General features: G+C 39.5%; 11 protein-coding genes and 2 rRNA genes. 4 read left to right on the top strand and 9 right to left on the bottom strand.

Annotation, left to right across the window (positions count from 1 at the left end; translation table 11 throughout):
- Window positions 1-38: 38 nt before the first annotated feature.
- The 3 genes from creD (at window position 39) to G0028_RS01370 (ending at window position 2,161) form a co-directional block, all read left to right on the top strand.
- The gene (gene creD, locus G0028_RS01380; protein WP_180044981.1) at window positions 39-1,466 is read left to right on the top strand and encodes a cell envelope integrity protein CreD; all 1,428 of its coding nucleotides are present in this window, start codon (window positions 39-41) and stop codon (window positions 1,464-1,466) included.
- A gap of 59 nt (window positions 1,467-1,525) precedes the next feature.
- Window positions 1,526-1,741: a hypothetical protein gene (locus G0028_RS01375; protein ID WP_227554759.1), complete on the top strand. Its 216-nt coding sequence runs from the start codon at window positions 1,526-1,528 to the stop codon at window positions 1,739-1,741.
- A gap of 66 nt (window positions 1,742-1,807) precedes the next feature.
- A complete protein-coding gene (locus G0028_RS01370) occupies window positions 1,808-2,161 on the top strand; it encodes a RidA family protein (protein ID WP_180044982.1) in 354 nt (117 codons plus the stop codon).
- Between the two features lie 58 nt (window positions 2,162-2,219).
- Here the strand turns inward: G0028_RS01370 and G0028_RS01365 are convergent, their stop codons facing one another.
- A complete protein-coding gene (locus G0028_RS01365; RefSeq protein ID WP_174493496.1) occupies window positions 2,220-2,753 on the bottom strand; it encodes a DUF2726 domain-containing protein in 534 nt (177 codons plus the stop codon).
- A gap of 361 nt (window positions 2,754-3,114) precedes the next feature.
- The gene (locus G0028_RS01360; RefSeq protein WP_180044983.1) at window positions 3,115-5,526 is read right to left on the bottom strand and encodes a YgiQ family radical SAM protein; all 2,412 of its coding nucleotides are present in this window, start codon (window positions 5,524-5,526) and stop codon (window positions 3,115-3,117) included.
- A gap of 355 nt (window positions 5,527-5,881) precedes the next feature.
- Here G0028_RS01360 and G0028_RS01355 point away from each other — a divergent pair, with 355 nt between their 5' ends.
- The gene (locus G0028_RS01355; protein WP_218946245.1) at window positions 5,882-6,901 is read left to right on the top strand and encodes an alpha/beta hydrolase; all 1,020 of its coding nucleotides are present in this window, start codon (window positions 5,882-5,884) and stop codon (window positions 6,899-6,901) included.
- Here G0028_RS01355 and G0028_RS01350 read toward each other — a convergent pair.
- From G0028_RS01350 to G0028_RS01320, 7 genes are all read right to left on the bottom strand, one after another.
- A complete protein-coding gene (locus G0028_RS01350) occupies window positions 6,898-8,115 on the bottom strand; it encodes an MFS transporter (protein WP_180044984.1) in 1,218 nt (405 codons plus the stop codon). The two genes, G0028_RS01355 and G0028_RS01350, sit on opposite strands and share 4 nt — an antisense overlap.
- Window positions 8,116-8,207: 92 nt before the next feature.
- Window positions 8,208-9,455: an esterase-like activity of phytase family protein gene (locus G0028_RS01345; RefSeq protein WP_180044985.1), complete on the bottom strand. Its 1,248-nt coding sequence runs from the start codon at window positions 9,453-9,455 to the stop codon at window positions 8,208-8,210.
- A 694-nt stretch (window positions 9,456-10,149) separates the two neighbouring features.
- The gene (locus tag G0028_RS01340) at window positions 10,150-10,467 is read right to left on the bottom strand and encodes an ankyrin repeat domain-containing protein (protein WP_180044986.1); all 318 of its coding nucleotides are present in this window, start codon (window positions 10,465-10,467) and stop codon (window positions 10,150-10,152) included.
- Between the two features lie 128 nt (window positions 10,468-10,595).
- Window positions 10,596-11,945: an aromatic acid/H+ symport family MFS transporter gene (locus tag G0028_RS01335; protein ID WP_180044987.1), complete on the bottom strand. Its 1,350-nt coding sequence runs from the start codon at window positions 11,943-11,945 to the stop codon at window positions 10,596-10,598.
- Between the two features lie 309 nt (window positions 11,946-12,254).
- Window positions 12,255-12,986 carry an AAA family ATPase gene (locus G0028_RS01330; protein ID WP_180044988.1) on the bottom strand — a complete coding sequence of 244 codons (732 nt, stop codon included), beginning with the start codon at window positions 12,984-12,986 and terminating at the stop codon, window positions 12,255-12,257.
- Window positions 12,987-13,156: 170 nt separating this feature from the next.
- A 5S ribosomal RNA gene (gene rrf / locus G0028_RS01325) occupies window positions 13,157-13,271 on the bottom strand.
- A 161-nt stretch (window positions 13,272-13,432) separates the two neighbouring features.
- Window positions 13,433-16,325, bottom strand: a 23S ribosomal RNA gene (locus tag G0028_RS01320).
- Between the last annotated feature and the right edge of the window lie 21 nt (window positions 16,326-16,346).

Genomic DNA, 16,346 nt, shown 5'->3' with positions numbered 1-16,346 from the left:
AGACTATTTCCTGACACTATAAGATTCAGGAAAAACTTATGCGTTCTAATTTTCTCACATTAAAGATCATTACGATGATGATTTTAATGGCAATTTTTTGGCTAGGACTATTATTTATCAGTCACTTGGTCTCAGAACGTCAAAGCTATCAACAAGATTTTATTCGTGATATTTCAAGTACACAAATCAGCCCTCAAAGTATCATCGCGCCCTATGTTCGAGTTCCCTACAGTGAAGAAAAAGTCTGTGTTGATGAACAAAAAAAATCTTTCCCATGTACTGAAGAACACTTTAGCTACTTTGGCGCAGATCACACCCATTGGCTAGCCAACTTCAAAGTCACAGATGATACCTATAAACGAACGATTTATCGTGCTGTCAGTTATCAGGCAGACTTGTCAGCAAAAGGTCACTTTGCAAAACCTGAAATCACACATAAAAAATATCATTGGGAACGTGCACAGATCATTTTACCTGTCAAAGACCCTCGTGGTTTAGACCAACAACCCAGTATACAAATTTTCAATCAAAACTATCCATTTCAAATCAGTGATCAAGGCAATAGTGAATCAGGCTTTGATTTTATGCACATTTCGGTAGACAAATATCCTGAAATTCTCAAAGCTATTCAAAATGGATTTAACTTTAATCTACAGCTTAAGCTTACGGGTTTAAGTCAGTTTAACCTCATTCCAACCAGCCAACATGTCACTTACGATGCAAAAGGCAATTGGGCAGATACGAAATATGATGGACAAAGTTTACCTTATACCAAAATGAGTCAGACTGAACAATTCAGTGCACAATGGAAAAATATTGCTCTCGGGCAGCAAAATCTCAATAAAATCGCAAATTGTGAAAATAGCGAATGTATGCGTCAGCTCAGCAATGCCTATTTAACACGTAGCCATCATGATTCTCCTGATGAAGAGACCAACACTGTTGAAAAAATTGGGCTGTCTACTGAGTTTTTAGAGTCAGTCAATGTCTATACGCAAACGGATCGTGCCATCAAATACGGCATCGTGATTATTCTGATTACTTTTGGTTGCTTCTTTATCTTTGAAGTACTGAAAAGTCTACGTATTCACCCGATCCAATATGCATTGGTTGCAATGGCACAAGGTATTTTCTTTGTTTTACTCCTGTCCATAAGTGAATATTATGCTTTTACATGGGCTTACCTTGTTGCAGCAATTGCCTGTATCAGCCTCATGACATGGTACTTGTTCTTTGTTATGCGTGGTATTAAAGCTGCTGCCGTCTTTAGCCTCATTTTAAGTATGCTTTATGCCGTGATCTACCTGCTATTACAGTCAAATGGTAAAACTTTCCTCATCGGCTCAGTCATTTCTTTCATTGTCCTTGCAGCCATTATGTTTATCACCCGACATATCGATTGGTATCAAGTCAGCACAAAACCAAAATCAGAACTTAAACACGATACAGCAACAGCACACCACTAAAACAGTATGCAAATGGAGGTGTATAGCCTTCATTTTTAATAACCTTGATAGGTGAAAATATGAAAAATCAGATGTTTACGCTTGACAATATTCATGGGCTACCACAACTGTGCCCCACACATAGCTCTATTGCTTTTTGCTTAAATCAACTCAGACAAGCCCATATCGTATTTTTCAACTTAGGTAATATCATCATTTGTCCTGAACAAAAAATTATGATGATTTTTAAAGAAAAATATTTATCACATATGGAAAAAATTTACCTATTTCCCTAAAAACACATATTCATACGCAAGATCATCACGTAAAATTCAGCGATAAAAAAATAGATGAGTATTCGCATGGCTGTACAACGTTTACACATTACTCCACGCTTTTCAGAAGTGGCAATTTCAGGAAATTTAGTACATTTGGCAGGTCAATTGGCAAGTGATTTAAGTTTAGACATCAAAGGTCAAACCCAACAAACTTTTGATATGATTGATCGTTTCCTCGCAGATGCAGGTACAGACAAAAGCCAGATCATGTCCGTAACGATCTATTTAAAAGATATAGAAAAAGATTATGCTGCGTTTAATGAAGTTTGGGATGCATGGGTTGCAGATATTGAAGCACTGCCACGTACCTGTGTAGAAGCAAAATTATATGATCCCAAGGTTTTAGTTGAACTTACAGTAGTTGCTGTAAAAGCCTAATTTTAATACTACACTTTAATGACATAAAAAAGTGCATGGTGTATACATGCACTTTTTATTAGCCAAAGACACGAGGACGAGCTAAACGTTCTGCATATTCTTCTAAACCAGCTGCTGGTTGCGTGGTCAAAGTCTCATGACTCTGTGCACCGACTGCCATGAAGTCTTCACGTAATTGTTGATACTCTGGCACACCTTGATAACGAATCACACGATAACCCGCCATTTCAAGTAAAGTATCTTGGTTTTGTTCGGTATTCATCCATTTCATAACATTCGGATCATCTAATGTAATGACCGCAATGACTTTAAATTCATGATCTAACACAACGAAATCTGCAAACATTTTTTGATATTTACGGCGTGTATGTAAATATTTAGTGGTCAACAATGCATCAAAAGATACATGTGCCAAAATATTTGCAGAAGGTAAAATTTCTTGAATACGTGTATACGTCATTAATTCATGTGAATTAAAAACAGCACGCTGTCTTAAAGGACTATCTATTTTTTGCTTATTCTTCAATCCATTATAAGCAATAACACTTACAACAGCCAATATTGCAAGCGTTACAAGTAACAGTAAATCCATGAGTTAAATTCCTTATCTATTTTTATAATTTATTGGTTTTTATACCGCTTTTTATTTCACTTTTCTATCAATAAGTTAAAGGTATCATCTAAAGTATTAGATTTCATATTCACTTTAAAATTCACCTATTGGCTTATAGTTATCTTACTTTTGTTCAATTGATCAACAATTTTATTTTACAACGCTAAGATACGCTTTTCTTATGACAAAAAAATGACATTCCCATATTTCATTTATAGCGATAATCATCAGAAATTTCAACTTTTACCGATAAAAGATAGGTCATATTGTTTGACAATTTATGTAATGTTAAAAAAGGATGCTTAAGCACCCTCTTTTAACCTAGCACATCTTCTAAAATTTAAGCTCTATTTTTTGGCTTAGACTTTCCTTTACCATTACCGCCAAACGGTTTTTTATCACCTGTTTCACGTGGTGGTAAACCTGTATGTTGTGTCAAGATCTGCCCACGTTCAGGACGTTTTTTCGTATTCGATGGACGTGACTGAGTTTGTTCCGCTTTGCTTCGATTACCTTGTTCACCTGTGCGTTTTTGTGAGTCGCCCGCCACGCTTGAGTTTTTCTTACGTGCAGACTTGTACTCACCCTCAACACTTGCGGGCTGATAAGTCGGAATCAAATGTTGTTTCGAGTTTCCAATCAAATCCTGACGACCCATTTCCTTCAACGCATCACGTAGTAAAGGCCAGTTGTTTGGATCATGATAACGCAAGAATGCTTTATGCAGACGACGACGTTTCTCACCTTTCACGATGTCGACATCTTCAGTATAACGTGCCACTTTAGCCAGTGGGTTTTTACCTGTGTAGTACATGGTGGTCGCTGTTGCCATTGGTGATGGATAGAAGGTTTGTACCTGATCGGCACGGAAACCGTTCTTTTTCAACCAGATCGCCAGATTCATCATGTCATAATCAGTCGTACCTGGATGCGCAGCAATAAAGTACGGAATCAAATACTGCTCTTTACCCGCTTCCTTACTGAAACGGTCAAACATTTGTTTGAAACGGTCATACGTTCCGATCCCAGGTTTCATCATCTTCGACAATGGACCTTTTTCGGTATGTTCAGGCGCAATTTTTAAATAACCACCGACATGATGCTGTACAAGCTCTTTGACATATTCAGGGTTCAATACCGCTAAGTCATAGCGTAGTCCCGAACCAATCAAAATCTTTTTAATGCCCGGTAAAGCACGTGCTTTACGATACAACTGCGTTAATGGTGCATGATCCGTATGTAAGTTCTGACACACACCCGGAAATACACACGAAGGCTTACGACAGTTTTTCTCAATTTCAGGATCTTTGCAAGCCAAGCGATACATATTCGCCGTTGGGCCACCTAAGTCTGAAATAATACCCGTAAAGCCCGGTGCTGTATCACGGATTTTTTCCACTTCACGTAAAATGGATTCTTCGGAACGGTTCTGGATAATACGCCCTTCGTGTTCTGTAATCGAACAGAAGGTACAACCACCAAAACAGCCGCGCATGATATTTACAGAGAATTTAATCATGTCGAATGCAGGGAAACGTGCCTCACCATAGGCAGGATGTGGCAGACGTGCGTATGGCAAGTCAAACACATAATCCATTTCTTCCGTGGTTAATGGAATTGGCGGTGCGTTTAACCAAACATCACGCTCACCATGCTTCTGAACCAGAGCACGTGCATTCCCCGGATTGGTTTCCAAATGCAGAATACGGTTGGCATGTGCATACAAAACAGGATCATTCGCTACGTCTTCAAAAGCAGGTAAACGAATGACTGCCAATTCACGGGGTGGCAATTTGTGTTTAATGGCTTTAGAGGCAGGTTGTAATTGAACAATCTGCGTATTTTCATCTAAGTTGTCACCTTCTCGGACAATTGGATTCGCCACAATTTCTTTCTGGAAATTTTGATACTGGGTTAAAGAGTTGCCCTTATCTTTTTCAATTTCACAGCCATCCAAATCTTCCGTCATCACATAAGGATTGATGATTGGATCTACACGACCAATCGCATCGACATCATTGGAGGCAATTTCTACAAACTGTGCTTTAGAGGCACGATTATTTTTATTGATAATAAATGCTGTACCGCGAACATCGGTGATTTCATGGATTTTTTGACCCTTAGCAAGGCGATGCATGACTTCTACGATTGAACGCTCACCGTTACCGTACATCAACAAATCTGCTTTTGAATCCATCAATACTGAACGGCGGACTTTGTCTGACCAATAGTCATAATGTGCAATACGACGCAAAGAAGCTTCAATCCCACCTAACAACACTGGCACATCAGGAAAGGCTTCACGGCAACGCTGACAATACACAGTTGCAGCACGGTCTGGACGTTTGTTGGGTTGATTATCTGGAGAATAGGCATCATCTGAACGAATTTTACGATCTGCCGTATAACGGTTGATCATAGAATCCATATTACCTGCGGTCACACCCCATGCAATATTCGGCTTACCCAAGACTTTGAATGCTTCAGCCGAAGTCCAGTCGGGCTGTGCAATAATACCAACACGGAAACCTTGCGCTTCAAGCACACGACCAATAATGCCCGAAACAAAAGACGGATGATCAATATAAGCATCGCCACAGACTAAAATAAAGTCACAACTGTCCCAGCCGAGTAAATCCATTTCCTCACGTGACATCGGCAAAAATGGTGCAGGATCAAAACATGATGCCCAATATTTGTCGTAATCAAACAACGCCTTAGGCGCCGTCTGCATGGTATAAGCAGTAGACATGGCTAGCAATTCTCGGCTGGCAGAAGGAAGATCTGATATCAGATAAAATCTGATCAAAGATGAAAGCTGATCATTTTACCATGAATTTGATTCATGATGTTTGATTATAATTTACACAGAACAAATAAGTCGAAAAAGTCGAAAAAGTCAGCAAGATTTAAGCTTTGTTGCAAAATTCCAACCTTTTCCGACAAATGACGGATTTAAAGAAATTTAAAATTTCCTTATAAATCATAAATAAAATATCAATACTTGCATTTTTGTTCATTTTATAACAAATAAATAATACTTTTTGCATATTTCTTCACGCGCGAATCAGACTAATCTATCTCAAAATAAAAATGAGAAATAGGTCATGTTTTTAAAACGTATCCTGCTGTCTTTTCTAATGTTTTTTCAAACCTTAGGTTGGTCAGCACCAATCAAAGAAAAATTTTATAAAAATCAACAAGCATGGAAAGATTTACAAACCCGTTTGCCTGAAGCTTATCAACTCGATGAAAACAATCAGCCACAAGAATATTTTTGGCAATGGCAAAAAACCAATGTTCATGTTGACTACTATCCACAACCCAATGCATCTGCAAAAGTGATCTTATTACATGGTGTTGGGACAAATGGACGACAGCTCAGTCTGATTTTAGGTCACCCCTTAGCACAGGCAGGCTATGAAACAATGGCATTGGATTTACCAGGTTATGGGCTCACACAATACCCATCAAAAAGTGCTATTCGTTATGATGATTGGGTGCAATTGGTCAGTGATTTTATTGATGCTGAAGCACAAAAAGATCAACGTCCAATTTTCCTGTATGGCTTATCTGCAGGCGGCATGCTCACTATGCATGTCGCAATGCAAAATAAACATGTCAAAGGGATCATTGGAATGACTTTTTTAGACCAACAACGTTTAGCGGTAAAAAAAGGAACGATGCGTTTTAGCTACTTAAGCCCTGTACTTTTACCAGGCATGAAAATTGGTGCAATAACGCCTGTAGTGAACAGTGTTCCTTTACCTATGTCCTTAGTGTCTAAAATGTATGCACTTACCAACGACCCACAAGCTTTAAAAATTATGCTCAATGACAATACTTCGGCAGGTAATGCCATGTCGATCAAGTTTTTAAACAGCTATATGAACTATAAACCTAAATATAATTTATCCAGTTTTACCCAATGCCCTGTGCTCCTAACACAACCTGAGGAAGACCATTGGACACCCTTACAACTGAGCCAACCTGTACTTGAACGCTTATCTGTTCCACATCAAGTGGTGATGTTACCCAAAGGTGGACATTATCCTGTAGAAGCTGAAGCATTGGAGCAACTGAAAAAAAGCAGTATTGAGTTTATTCAAAGTCACTTAAATCATTAATCACTTGTCGTAATTTTCTGCATTTGATATAACTTGTAAGCTATACATACGCCAAGTAATAAGATCACTGTGATGGTAAGGGTTAATCCAAACCATCCATATTTTTCCCAAACCAATCCATTGGCACTGCCTAAAAAACTAGAACCCAAATAGTAGAAAAATAAATACAGTGATGATCCTACTGCACGATATTTTAGAGACTGAACCGATACCCAACTGCTTGACGTTGAATGTGCGGCAAAAAATGAAAAAGTAAAAATCAACAAACCCAGCAAAACCACCCAAAGCGATGGAATCAACATGATCCACAAACCCAAGATCATGGTGCAAAACATCGTAATCAAGACTTTATCACGTCCAAATTGACGGCTCCAACTTGCAGCACGCGGTGAACTGTAAATTCCTGATAAATAAGCAATCGAGATCAGACCAATCCATGTTTGAGACAACTCAAAAGGTTTTTCTAACAAGTGATAACTCATGTAATTAAAAACTGTAACAAAACAGCCCATGAGAATAAAACCTTCAATAAACAATAAGCGTAGTTTGCGATCTGCTAAGTTTTTTCGAAAAGACTCAGTAAAGCGCTTCAGTTGAATCGGATAAGCTTTAAAATGTTTCGAACTTGGCAAAGCAATATAAAAAACGAAAGCAATCAACAAATTTAACAAACCAATGATCAGCGTTGCCGTTTGCCATGAGATAAAGTCCAATAACACCCCAGCAATTAAACGCCCACCCATGCCACCGATAGCGGTGCCTGAGATATACAATCCCATCGCAAAGCCAACATCTTTTTGTGCAATTTCCTCACCAATATAAGTCATCGCCACTGAGGCAACACCACTGACTGCTAAACCAATCATCATTCGAGTTATGAGAAAAATTTCCCAATACGGTAAAAATGAACTGATCAATAACAAACTTGCTGTGGAAAATAAAGCAATGACCATGATCTTCTTACGACCAAATCTGTCCGAAATAAGACCTGCAAATAACAAACCTAAAGCCAAAGCAATGGTCGAAAATGACAGTGGAAAACTACTATGTGTAGGGCTAATTTGAAAAAATTTGGCTAAAAAAGGCATCATCGGTTGTACACAATACAGCGATGAAAAGACAGCGAATCCTGCTAAGAATAGCGACAATAAAATGGCATAAAAAGGACGTGTGCCATATTCGATATAAACCGCAGACTCAACTGTGTCAGACATAATTACTCCTGATGTCGGTACAGTATACGCCTGTTTATCATGCAGATAAAAACAAAGCGCCTAATTTAGGCGCTCAGCTTGACGCATAGAACTTAATACAAATCTTTAGGCAATCGAATTTGAATCATCTCGTTATTGTCTGCTTTATTTGCATTACGTCCTGAAGAGCTCGGAAAATTATTGTCATTCAATACTGTAAGTGTATTTTTATTTTCAATAATCAGATCTTCAATGGTAAAGAATGGAAATGCAAAATTTACACCTGTGCCCACATCTCCTGTACGCGCCGTCCCATACAGTGCATTAGGATTGTGAATCTTCATCAAATCAACCAATTCATGACTCTGAATCGTTTGCCCTGATTGACCCAATTTCACATGAATAAGCTTCTTATAACCCTCTAATTTATTTTCAGAATCATCACGTTCAATTAGAATACCAGCGTCATTACTATATAGTTGGAAATCACCAATCGCAGTGGCTTTATCATGTAAATCAAACAAATAATATTTGCCTGTATATGCCTTTTGCCTAAGATCAAACTGAGAAATGATCAACTGACGTTTTGCTGAATTTTTAAGTGGCTTTTCTAATAATGGATACAGATATTGACCATCTTTAGACAGTGCCATGCCTTCAAAACCACCACTTTGCTGTACCAATGGGGCAATATAATCAATATTCGCTTTATTCAATTGATTTTGTGGCGAACGTAATTCAGTTCCTGATTGTAATGGATTTGGCAATGAAATCGGCGCATCTAATAACACACCGTCTTTGTCAAAATGCAGTAAATATGGACCAAACTCATCCCCAATCCAGTAACTACCATCTTCTGTTCTTTGAATAGATTCAGGATCAAAATCTGCACCTGTCAACAGACGCTCAGTGGTATTTTGATTGATAATATCAAAAGGAATCAATTTATTCGGATCACGTAACTGTATAAAACTCATCACTTGAACTTGAGCTGAACCCGTAGTTTTTGTTCTAAAATCAGGTTTAATTTGATAAATACGTAATAAGAAATCGGCGGAATTGTCTTGTGCACCAAAACCATTGTCTGCCATAACCATATACGTCCCATCAGTATTTTTTAAAGCACCTGAAAAACCTTGTACAGGCTGACCTTTAAAGGGTGGAAAAATACCATTCCCTCCTTTCACAGCCAAACCTGAGTTCGGGCCTGCGGCATAAGTTTCAACATCCAATTGTGCAAAAGACACTAACGTTGGCTCTTTTATATTGGAGTCAGCTATCACGTCGTGATCATCGTCATTACATGCTGTTAAAGTGAAAAGACCCGTAGTTAACAGTGCAATGTATAATTTCTTCATCATGTGAATGGTCACTTATTTTCATCAATAAATGCTTTCATTTAAACCTATAGAAATGACCGTTTTAGGTAAATTTGATGACAAATTGAGGTCATTCTTTTCATTTTTCTAAGATAAAAAATCGTTCAAAAGCACTTCTTTTAATATCAATGGTGTTGTAATCCATTGCGTACAAAAACTGAGGTTTTTGACAGCTTTTCCTCATCCTATGTTTTGGATATTCTACATACATCAGGAAACAGGAAGTTTCCATATAACAAAAAGCCAATAGGGAGTTTGGCAAAGCTCATCAGGGATAGATGATATTTGGGGATGAATAATAAAAAATACACGAATAAGTGAAAAAGAAATTTATAAGTAGAAACGACAATAAACAGATCATAGAAAAGCCCCGATCAAACATCGGGGCTTTTTTCAATTACAAAATATTGATTATGAAAATACCTAAAATCAAATCATGATATTCCCATCACCATGTAAGAAATCACCTACATCAATTACAGAAAATCTCATCTAGAATAGATCATTCTAAATTATCTATTCTAGACACATAGGGAACAGGAAGTTTCCCAGACATAAAACAATAATCATCAGTCTGAGCATCAGGAACGTGAGATTCGACAGGAGTCAAATCTAACTCACCAATACAAAGAAACCCCGTCAGGATGATGGGGTTTCTTTTTTAGTTTTGAAATTTTTATGATTTTAAATTTTTTAAGTAGGTGACGATTTGCGTATTTTCAGCCATTTCAGCAAGTTCTAAAGCAGTATATTCAGCTTTATATGCCACATCTGCGCCATGTACTATCAATAATTTTACAACAGCTAAATGATCATTTTCAGCAGCAGCATGCAAAGCACTATAGCCTTCGTCATCTGTAGTATTTACATCAATCCCATCAGCAAGACACTTCTCAACTTGTTCTAGATCACCTAAAGATGACCAATAAACTAATGCTGGAAGATGCAGTTCTTCATCATCTTCAGGAATAGGTGAGAATGAATTTAATTTCATTAGAATAACTCGATGCTCAAGATCAATCTTTATATTATGTATTCATTCCATACAAAGCAATGTGCAACTTTTGTTGTGGCCTCAAAAAAAGACCTCCAATAAATGGAGGTCTTTAGTATAGAGTACAATTAAGCTTTTGCAGCAACGCCTGAGCTTGCAGCTACTTTTTCAGATTCATCATCATGCATAATTAAAGCAACTGCAATTGCAGTAATTAATACAGGTAAACCCACTGCAATAAAATTAAAATGTGCAGGCAAATTCATCCCTAACAAGCCACCAATTAAAATGGGTCCAACAATTGCACCCATACGACCAATTGCCGAAGACCAACCAATTCCTGTTGAACGAATCGCTAAAGGATAATATTGTGCAACATAGCTATATAACAACATTTGCGAACCAATTGAGGCCGCACCTGCTAAGAAAACTAAAATGTATAACAAGAATTGATTTGATTGGAAGCCCATTAAGCTCATGACAATCGCACCCATCATGCCAAGAACCATCAAAACAGGTTTTAAATGGAAACGATCCGCAAGGATACCACCACCTACAACCCCAACAACCGCACCGACATTCATGACCATCATAAACATCAAGCTATTGTCCATTGAATAACCTGCTGCCATCATCAATTTTGGTAACCAACTACTCAATGCATACATCGTCAATAAACATGTAAAAAATGCTAACCAAAATAGGAGTGTATTGGTTGCGCGCCCACGACGAAATAAGCTGACCACGTTAGCAGCTTCAGGTACTTCAACTTTAGGTAAAGTAAAATTTGTCCCATCTGTCACCGTCACATTCGGTGCTAAACGACGCACAATACTTCTGGCTTTTTCTTGCTTATTTTCTTTTACAATAAATGCCAAAGACTCTGGTAGAAACTTCCAAATTACAGGCAATAAAAATAATGGAATCCCTGCAATAAAGAACATGATTTGCCAACCAAAACTTGGGGTAAACCATGAACCTAATAAAGCAGCCATGACACCACCAACGGCATAACCACTAAACATGGTTGTAACCAATGTACTGCGCATTTTAATGGGTGCATATTCAGAAGTTAATGCAACCAAATTTGGCATGACACCGCCAATTCCTAGACCTGCTAAAAAGCGCAAAATTGCAAATTCAGTTGGATTTGAAGCAAAACCACCTGCGAAAGTTAATCCACTAAAAAGTACAATGCAGATCATAATGACTTTTTTACGACCAATCTTATCGGCTAAAGAGCCAAAGAACATTGCACCAAACATCATACCTGCTAATGCAGTGCTGGCAAGCATTCCTGCTTGCATCGCAGATAGCCCCCAATCTTGCATTAAGAGTGGCAATACCACACCATTAATCGCTAAATCATAGCCATCAAACAAAATAATCAATAAACACCAAGCCACTACATTGAAGTGGAACGGGGTAAATTTTGCTTTATCGACTATCGAGTTAATATCTAAATTTTCCGTCGTCATCGTTCTCATCTCCCATGAGTACTTGTCCAATATTTCAGATGAATTTTTAAGTAAAATTCAAGGTTTCGAAATATAATCAGAGCAAGTTTTAGGGACAATTAGACAAAGGGATAATAAAGATTTATAGTCATATAAATCTAATAAATATATGATTTTAAATAATATAAAATTTATCAAAATATGATTTTTAATGCTTAATTTTTATTGATTTATATTTATTTTACACACTGATTATCTTTAATTTTTCTAAATAGATTTGCAATCCTATTTGAATAAAATAAGAAATTATCATTGAAGAGTTGAAAAATTTTATGAATCATCTTCCTTTAATAACTGTTCAACTCTTTTCTCATAATTATTTAAAAAATCACGTGTAATTCTAAAATGATCTGTTTCCTCATACTTTACTTTTTTAATTCCAGTATCAGAAAATTGATAAATCGTTGCATTGGGATAAGCAAGTAAAATTGGTGAATGTGTAGCAATTATAAGCTGTGATTGATCTTTACATAATTGATCTATAACTGCCAATGCTGTCATTTGCATATAAGGAGATAAAGCTGCTTCTGGTTCATCAAGCAAATATAAGCCATTCCCTGTTAATTTATGGCTCAATACTTTAAAAAAAGCCTCCCCATGCGACCGTTCATGAATATTTCCACCATACCCGTCAATATAACCTAATTCATTCATATACGTGCCAACGTTATAAAAGCTTTCAGCACGTAGAAAATAGTAATCTTTCGGCTTTTTATAGCTTTTAATCAGTTTGAGAGCTTCATACAAGTTGGAACTACTACTTGCAGAGTTTAATTGTACATTTAAAGTCCCTCCCTCTTCTGAAAATCCAAGTGCTAATGCAAGCGACTCTAATACTGTAGACTTACCAGAACCATTATCCCCTACAAAAAATGTTACATCAGCATGAAAATCAATATTTTCCATATCATTAACAGCAGGAATATTAAATGGATAAAGTGACCAATCATGTTGATTTGGTTCTTTTATTTCTACATAACGTAAATAAGGCTTAGCTTGCATAGGAATTGATGATCTGATTAGCATTTAAATCATAAATTAACCGAAAAAACTTTAGGATAAAATATTTAAATTCAACCAAACGACTCATCAAGTCGTACATTTTTCTTTTTACTTTAGACAAGCATAAAAAAACACCCCCAACCGTAAGGTTGGGGGTGTTTAAATTTAAAAGCTGGCGATGACTTACTCTCACATGGGTAATCCCACACTACCATCAGCGCTAAGAGGTTTCACTTCTGAGTTCGGGAAGGGATCAGGTGGTTCACTCTTGCTATTGTCGCCAGCAAACTGTTATGGATACTCGCTATGGTCTTATTTAGATGCCACGGCTTTCAACCAAATGAGTTATTAACAGGATAATTTGAGTTGCTATTGTAACTAGCTTTTGAACTAAATCAAGCATTTTGCTTTGAATTCATTGAAACATACAACTGTTTGGGTGTTGTATAGTCAAGCCTCACGAGCAATTAGTATTGGTCAGCTTCATGCATCGCTGCACTTCCACATCCAACCTATCAACGTCGTAGTCTTCAACGGCTCTTTAGAGGACATAAAGTCCTAGGGAAATCTTATCTTGAGGTAGGCTTCCCGCTTAGATGCTTTCAGCGGTTATCCCTTCCGAACATAGCTACCCGGCGATGCGACTGGCGTCACAACCGGTACACCAGAGGTTCGTCCACTCTGGTCCTCTCGTACTAGGAGCAGATCCTCTCAAATTTCCAGCGCCCACGGTAGATAGGGACCGAACTGTCTCACGACGTTCTAAACCCAGCTCGCGTACCTCTTTAAATGGCGAACAGCCATACCCTTGGGACCTGCTTCAGCCCCAGGATGAGATGAGCCGACATCGAGGTGCCAAACACCGCCGTCGATATGAACTCTTGGGCGGTATCAGCCTGTTATCCCCAGAGTACCTTTTATCCGTTGAGCGATGGCCCTTCCATACAGAACCACCGGATCACTAAGACCTACTTTCGTACCTGCTCGACTTGTGGGTCTCGCAGTTAAGCGCGCTTTTGCCTTTATACTCTACGCGTGATTTCCGACCACGCTGAGCGCACCTTCGTACTCCTCCGTTACTCTTTAGGAGGAGACCGCCCCAGTCAAACTACCCACCAGACATGGTCCTCGTCCCGGATCACGGGACAGAGTTAGAACCTCAATATTACCAGGGTGGTATTTCAAGATTGGCTCCACCGAAACTAGCGTCTCGGTTTCAAAGCCTCCCACCTATCCTACACAAGTAAGATCAAAGTTCAATGTCAAGCTGCAGTAAAGGTTCACGGGGTCTTTCCGTCTAGCCGCGGGTACACCGCATCTTCACGGCGATTTCGATTTCACTGAGCCTCTGCTGGAGACAGCGCCCCCATCATTATGCCATTCGTGCAGGTCGGAACTTACCCGACAAGGAATTTCGCTACCTTAGGACCGTTATAGTTACGGCCGCCGTTTACTGGGGCTTCGATCAAGAGCTTCGCTTACGCTAACCCCATCAATTAACCTTCCAGCACCGGGCAGGCATCACACCCTATACGTCCACTTTCGTGTTTGCAGAGTGCTATGTTTTTAATAAACAGTTGCAGGGGCCTAGTTTCTGTGGCTGCTCTCAGCTCAGGAAGCAAGTTCCATCACCAAAAGCAGCGTACCTTCTCCCGAAGTTACGGTACCATTTTGCCTAGTTCCTTCAGCAGAGTTCTCTCAAGCGCTTTGGTCTACTCGACCTGACCACCTGTGTCGGTTTCGGGTACGATTCCTGTGTAACTGAAGCTTAGAGACTTTTCTTGGAAGTATGGTATCAGCCACTTTACTGTACAAGTACAGCTTGCTATCAGTTCTCAGCATAGAGTACCCCGGATTTGCCTAAGATACATGCCTACAACCTTTCACCTGGACAACCAACGCCAGGCTGACTTAACCTTCTCCGTCCTCTCATCGCATTACACAGAAGTATTGGAATATTAACCAATTTCCCATCGACTACGCCTCTCGGCCTCGCCTTAGGGGTCGACTCACCCAGCCCCGATTAACGTTGGACTGGAACCCTTGGTCTTTCAGCGAACGGGTTTTTCACCCGTTTTGTCGTTACTCACGTCAGCATTCGCACTTCTGATACCTCCAGCAGACTTCTCAATCCACCTTCATCGGCTTACAGAACGCTCCCCTACCACGTATACATAGTATACATCCGCAGCTTCGGTACTATATTTTAGCCCCGTTACATCTTCCGCGCAGGCCGACTCGACTAGTGAGCTATTACGCTTTCTTTAAAGGGTGGCTGCTTCTAAGCCAACCTCCTAGCTGTCTATGCCTTCCCACATCGTTTCCCACTTAATATAGATTTTGGGACCTTAGCTGGCGGTCTGGATTGTTTTCCTCTTGACTACGGACGTTAGCACCCGCAGTCTGTCTCCCGGATAGTACTCATTGGTATTCGGAGTTTGCATCGGTTTGGTAAGTCGGGATGACCCCCTAGCCGAAACAGTGCTCTACCCCCAATGGTATTCGTCCGAGGCGCTACCTAAATAGCTTTCGGGGAGAACCAGCTATCACCGAGTTTGATTAGCCTTTCACCCCTATCCACAAGTCATCCCCTGGCTTTTCAACGACAGTGGGTTCGGTCCTCCAGTTAGTGTTACCCAACCTTCAACCTGCTCATGGATAGATCACCCGGTTTCGGGTCTATACCCAGCAACTATACGCCCTATTAAGACTCGATTTCTCTACGGCTCCCCTATACGGTTAACCTTGCTACTGAATATAAGTCGCTGACCCATTATACAAAAGGTACGCAGTCACCGAACAAGTCGGCTCCCACTGCTTGTATGCATGCGGTTTCAGGATCTATTTCACTCCCCTCACAGGGGTTCTTTTCGCCTTTCCCTCACGGTACTGGTTCACTATCGGTCAGTCAGGAGTATTTAGCCTTGGAGGATGGTCCCCCCATATTCAGACAAGGTTTCACGTGCCTCGCCCTACTCGTCATCATTATATGTGCCCTTTCGTGTACGGGACTATCACCCTCTACGGTCGCACTTCCCAGAGCGTTCCGCTAAAACACATATAACTTAATGGGCTGATCCCCGTTCGCTCGCCGCTACTGAGGGAATCTCAATTGATTTCTTTTCCTAAGGGTACTGAGATGTTTCACTTCCCCTCGTTCGCCTCGTATGACTATGTATTCATCATACGATACCTACCTTATGGTAAGTGGGTTTCCCCATTCAGAAATCTCCGGATCACAGGATATTTGCCGCCTCCCCGAAGCTTATCGCAGGCTATTACGTCTTTCATCGCCTCTGACTGCCAAGGCATCCACCACATGCACTTAATTACTTGACTATACAACCCCAAACAGTCGTT

Source organism: Acinetobacter piscicola, assembly GCF_015218165.1.
GTDB lineage: Bacteria > Pseudomonadota > Gammaproteobacteria > Pseudomonadales > Moraxellaceae > Acinetobacter > Acinetobacter piscicola_A.
Note: the sequence above shows the minus strand (reverse complement) of the source record. Positions and strands in the feature narration are given on the sequence as shown.